Annotated in this window: 2 protein-coding genes; one reads left to right on the top strand and one right to left on the bottom strand. The window is 33.4% G+C overall.

Features of this window, described 5'->3' with window-relative positions:
- On the bottom strand, positions 1–553 hold a 553-nt coding region (locus AC1DJR_RS24895), incomplete at its 3' end, for a GntR family transcriptional regulator (protein ID WP_477003754.1).
- 117 nt (positions 554–670) lie between these two features.
- On the opposite strand from AC1DJR_RS24895, the gene AC1DJR_RS24890 reads away from it, so the two are divergent.
- Positions 671–1630 (top strand): proline dehydrogenase family protein, encoded by a 960-nt coding sequence (locus tag AC1DJR_RS24890; RefSeq protein ID WP_477003753.1) that lies wholly within the window; start codon positions 671–673, stop codon positions 1628–1630.
- Positions 1631–2791: the final 1161 nt, after the last annotated feature.

Raw genomic sequence — 2791 nt, 5'->3', positions numbered from 1 at the left:
GTGTTAAAGCTTGCGTTGCGCCGGAGGTAATTATCAATTGTTCTGGATGACAAAAAACTCCTCTTGTTTTTAGTAAATAGCGTGATAAAACCTTTCTTAATTCGGGACGCCCTTCGGGAATATCGTATCCAAACGTAGAAGGAGGTGTCTCATTCCATATGGTATGAGATAACTTTGCCCATCCCTTACGTGGAAATAAGTCTAGTGCTGGTATCCCTGAACGAAAATTAATGATGTTACTGTCTTTGTTTATTTCTTCGCACCAAGATAAAGAATCAATTAGAGTTGATTTTTTATGTTGTTCTAAATAAGTCCCTTCTGCAATGAATGTCCCGGCGCCCTGTCGAGCGACCAAAAAACCTTCGGAAAATAATTGATCATAAGCTTCTAAAATTACATTCCTAGACACGCTTAACTCAGAAGATAATTCCCGTGTTGATGGTAGTTTTTCTCCAGATTGTAGCTCTCCGTTTAATATTCGTTCACGTATTTGGTGATAAACCTGTCGTATTAAACTTATATCTAACGATCGATCAATAGGTATCCAAAGCATATAAATGCTCCCTTCATCAAAATTGGTACCATAAAAGTTTGGTTGAAATGGTACTAATATAAACCATTTTAGCATGCTATAGTTGGATCAAATGGTTCTAAAGGGGATGAAAATGTGATGACGAAACCAGAATTCCAAGTAGCTCAGGCATTTAAATCGATTGCACGAAATGAACATATAAAATCCTATGTACAACAATCCACTGAACTCTATGCGTTATTATTGCAAGCCGCGAAACGATTTGTCACCGGAGAAACGAGACATGAGGGGATTATGACAGCAAAAGAACTAATTGCAAAAGGTTATCATACTTCACTAGAATACATAAGGGAAAATACTCTAGATATAGAGGAATGTTATAAAGCAAAAAATGAGTTTTGGAATCTTATTGGGGATATGGGTGCTCTATCTATGAAACAAACAGTATCACTCGATTTATCGCATATTGGATTATCTATAGATCCAGAAATATCTTATATTCATTTAATGGAGTTGGCAGAGAAGGCAAAAGTACATGGAACTACCCTTATGATAAGTATGGAAGAATCATCTAAAGCAGCAGACATTCTTTCCATCTATAAAAAAACAACTGAGCAATATCCTAATGTAGGGATAACGATTCAGGCGCATTTATATCGCTCAAACAATGATATTCAAGAACTCCTACATTATCCAGGGAAAATACGAGTTGTAAAAGGTGCCTATCAAGAAGTTTCGGATATTGCTATACCTAGGTCAACTGACTTAAATCAACAGTATCTTCAGATCGTAGAACAACTAGTTGAAAATAACCATCCTGTATCTATAGCTACACATGATGAAATTCTTATTAAAGAAATGGAGCAACGTCAATATTTTAGTCAATCTAATGTAGAAATAGAAATGCTATATGGAATTCGTCCGGATATGTTAAGTGATTTGAAAAACAAAGGACATAATGCTAGGGGGTATTTGACTTATGGGAAAGAGTGGTACTTGTATTTATGCCATCGGATAGCTGAATATCCGGAAAATTTATATCATGCAGTGATAGATATGATACATGCATCTTCAGTACAGCAGAGTAGGGAATATTAAATGTGAAAAATATTTTGGCTATGGTTAGTATGAGGGAGTTCAGTTGTAGCGAGTAAGTTAAATAATTTTGGTTGTGGCCCAAAAATAAGGGTCGGATTTTCCTTAGAGTAGAAATTCCGGCTCTTTTTATATTGAAATTTTTTTAGTTTATATTTGCGTTAAATGCGGACAGGACTCCTATAGGTGTTGAAAAGATTATGATTTACAATTGTACAGCCGTAGTATACCTTGTTGCAGAATTTGTTTTTGTGGGTGTTTTATATGTGTTGGTTTCTTATTGTTATGTATTCTTAGGTTTATAGCTAGAAATAAATGAATTTGTAATTCTATATGTATTTCAAAACGGGGGATATATAATAGAAACAATAAAATTACATACTTTGTTAGTAACTCGATTCGCTCTTCTAGCGGTAAAACGTAGGATAAACATCCTTAAATGTGATAAAAAGTAATAAAATACAAACAGAACAAACGTTCCTTTCGGGTGTATTAGGTACACTCGATCAATTGAGGTACGTATTTTCAATCCAGTATATGTGTTTAAAAAAGAAATGCTATTAATTGGTTCGGACCTCGAGTATAGTTTATTTGTATATCTTAAATGTTTGTTAAGAGGATATAAAATTTATTACGACTAGGCCATATGGAAATGGATGCTGCTAAAGATGAAAGAGATATAAGTCTGCTATTTCAGTGACACAGGGATAGTTAGTAAATGTATTAGTATGTTTCTATATATTTACGAGTAAACAGGTAAGTAACCATTACTTCATATAAGGGAAACTCTATAACTAGAGTATTATATAAGAATTTCTGTATCGTTGTCTGTTATAAGAATACGTATATCTTCCATCGTTTCTAATAGAGTGCCTGGTAAACAAAGAGGTGTTAGGSAGTGTAATAACTTTTTAATTACATATTAGTATTTATTAAAATAAGGTTGTTAGTTTCGCTGGGGAAAAACTTCCGTACCAATTAAGTCTAGGGTATAAGTAAACTTGAATATATTTTGGAAGAAGAAATTAAAGTGAAGTCGAAGAGGCTTTTCGGATAATGCAATATTTATAGATTCTTCTCTAGATTAGAGAGTGTAAAAATATTAACTTGAATAACTTTATAAAAAGGTATTGACGATTAGTATATAGAGGTGTAATATAGGAC

The organism is Bacillus sp. 05T31, from assembly GCF_056396725.1.
Note: the sequence above shows the minus strand (reverse complement) of the source record. Positions and strands in the feature narration are given on the sequence as shown.

Bases quoted from the DNA above. Each gene is read 5' to 3' on its own strand.
- AC1DJR_RS24890 (WP_477003753.1), top strand. From the start codon at position 671: ATGACGAAACCAGAATTCCAAGTAGCTCAGGCATTTAAATCGATTGCA.